This is a genomic window from Umboniibacter marinipuniceus (assembly GCF_003688415.1).
GTDB classification, from domain to species: Bacteria; Pseudomonadota; Gammaproteobacteria; order Pseudomonadales; family DSM-25080; genus Umboniibacter; species Umboniibacter marinipuniceus.
In genome coordinates, this window is record NZ_REFJ01000010.1 from 4,211 (window position 1) to 7,296 (window position 3,086).

At 52.6% G+C, this 3,086-nt stretch carries 1 protein-coding gene; it reads left to right on the forward strand.

What is annotated here, in order from left to right:
* On the forward strand, positions 1-3,086 hold a 3,086-nt coding region (locus DFR27_RS12615; protein ID WP_121877799.1), incomplete at both ends, for a VCBS domain-containing protein.

A 3,086-nucleotide genomic window follows, 5' to 3' on the forward strand; every position in this document is an offset into this window, starting at 1 on the left:
GATACGGCGAAGTACACCACCACGGCGACAGTAGCTGGGTTCACGCTCAATGCGGACGGCAGTTACTCGTTCGACCCAACGGATGCGGCTTATAATGGCTTAGCGGCCGGTGACACGCAGCAGGTCACGATTCCAGTGACCGTGACCGACGGCAGCGGTGGCACCGATCAGAAGGATCTCGTCATTACCGTCACCGGTACTAACGATAACCCCGTGCTTGATCAAATTACGGCCCAAAGCGCGACGGAAGACGGTAACAAAGTCACTGGTACGATCACGTCGACGGATGTGGATGCGCACGAGAGTGCGACCTACTCCATTGCGAAGCCAGTCGATGGCTTTACCCTAAATGCCGACGGTACTTATAGCTTCGATCCAAGTCACAGTGCTTACCAGCATTTAGCGGCGGGACAGGATCAGACCGTCACCATTCCGGTTACAGTGACGGATCAAAGCGGCGGCACGGATACCCGGAATTTAGTTATTACGGTTCACGGTACGCAAGATACGGCGCAAATTGCCGGTACCGATACGGGCACGACTACCGAAGAGTCTCAACTTCAGGCTACGGGCCAGTTGACGATCACGGATCTGGATGCGGGCGAAGCTCACTTCCAAGACGGTGACATCGCGGCAGCGCACGGTACTTTGCATCTGAAGGCCGATGGCGCTTGGACCTATGATCTGAATAACACCAACCCGGACGTACAGGCGCTTGGGACTAGTGCGTCTACGACAAACAGCTTAACGGATACTATTGAAGTGCAGAGTGCCGACGGCACCAAGCACAGCATTACTGTCACGGTGAATGGCACCAATGATGGCCCTGTTCTTAACAACATCACGGCCGCAACGGCGACCGAAGGTGACTCCTCGACTACCACAGGAACGATCACCTCAACGGATATCGACACTGGCGATACGGCGAAGTACACCACCACGGCGACAGTAGCTGGGTTCGCGCTTAATGCGGACGGCAGTTACTCGTTCGACCCAACGGATACGGCTTATAATGGCTTAGCGGCCGGTGACACACAGCAGATCACGATTCCAGTGACTGTGACCGACGGCAGCGGCGACACCAATCAGAAGGATCTCGTCATCACCGTCACCGGTACCAACGACAACCCAGTGCTCGATCAGATCCAGGCGCAATCGGTAAACGAAGATGGTAATCCGCTGACGGGCACCATCACCTCAACCGATGTCGACGCCCATGAGAAATCAACGTACTCAATCGCCAACTCGGTGGACGGATTTACCTTAAACCCAGACGGTAGTTACACCTTTGATCCAAGCCATACTTCGTATCAACAACTAGCAGCAGGCGTTGATCAAACGCTAACAATCCCAATTACCGTGACCGACCAAGACGGTGGCACGGATACTCAGAATCTAGTCATCACGGTTCACGGCACAAATGATGCAGCGATAGTAACGGACCCTAGCGCTACCGGCCATGCTGTCAAAGAAGATAGTAATCTTGTCGGTAATTCATTGGTTGCCGCCGGGCAGTTGGGAGTCTCCGATCTCGATGCCAATGAGGCATTTTTTCAGCATGAAACCGTTAGCGGGAAGTACGGTTCGTTCGCGATTGATAGAGACGGAAAGTGGCAATTTACAGCGGACAATACTCAAACTGAAATTCAGAAATTGGCTGCGGGTCAGACTATTTACGACCAAGTGACGGTATTAACTGCGGACGGTACAAAGCACGATATTGTGGTAAACATTACGGGTACCACAGATCACCCCATTATTCATGTAGCGCCTTCCTCTGCAAGCGTAAGCGTTATCGAAGGTACCAGTCCTGTAGCTTCAGGAGTATTGACGGCTGAAGCAGTTGATCAGACATCTTCTCTGGTTTGGAGTCTTGATAACGGCGAAGGAATCTATGGAGCGCTGTCAATCGACCCATCGAGCGGTAAGTGGTCTTATGCTCTGGCTCAAGGTTCGGATGCGAAAGGCCAACGAGTAGAATCGCTGAAAGAAGGTGAAACACACTCTGAGGCGTTTAAGGCAATTGTAACCGATCAGCATGGCACCTCCTCGGAGCAGGAGATTGTTGTTCACGTTACGGGGACCAATGATAGTGCGGTAATTTCGGGCACTGACACAGGTACTGCGGTAGAAAACATCGGACTGCAGGCTCGGGGGCAGTTGACGATTAGTGATGTTGATGCAGGCGAGGCGACATTTAGCCCCGATAACATCATTGGAGCATACGGCACCTTGCATCTAAAGGCTGATGGAAGTTGGGTTTATGACCTAAATGATAAGGACGCAGCCTTAGAAGCTCTAGGAACGAGCCAGACAACCACTAACAGTCTAACCGACGTTGTTGAAGTGCAAAGCGTAGATGGCACCAAGCACAGCATCACCATCACGGTGAATGGCACTAACGATAATCCAGTATTGAACGCGATCACCGCCACGGCCTTGGAAGGTGACTCCACCGCGACGACGGGTACGATAACGTCAACGGATACAGACACGGGCGATACTGCGTCTTACAGCACTAGTTCGAATGTGGCAGGGTTTACGCTGAACGCCGACGGAACTTACAGCTTTGACCCAACGGACGCAGCTTATAATGGCTTAGCGGCAGGTGACATACAGAAGCTTACCATCCCTGTCACTGTTACAGACGGATCTGGTGGCACTGCTACGAATAATTTAGAGATCACCGTGACTGGCACCAACGACGCCCCTACGGTTGCCACGGCGCTAAATGCGTCTGCCACAGAAGATACCTCGGTGTCGTTAACCGCAAGTGATTTTGGTTTTGCGGATGTAGACAGTGGTGATGCGCTAAATCACGTCACCATTACCCAATTGCCGGACCCAGCTGAGGGTGCGTTGCTATTGAACGGTGCAGCGGTTTCTGCGAATCAGAACATTAGCACCGCCGATATTGCGCATCTTGTGTTCCAGCCCGCGGCCAACTTCCATGGTGACGTTCACTTTAGTTATACGGTCAGTGATGGTGCCACCGATTCAGCACCCGCACAGGCCACAATATCCGTGGCAAGTGTTGTGGATACGCCAACGGTGACGACAGCGGATGTAACAGGAGATGAAGACAA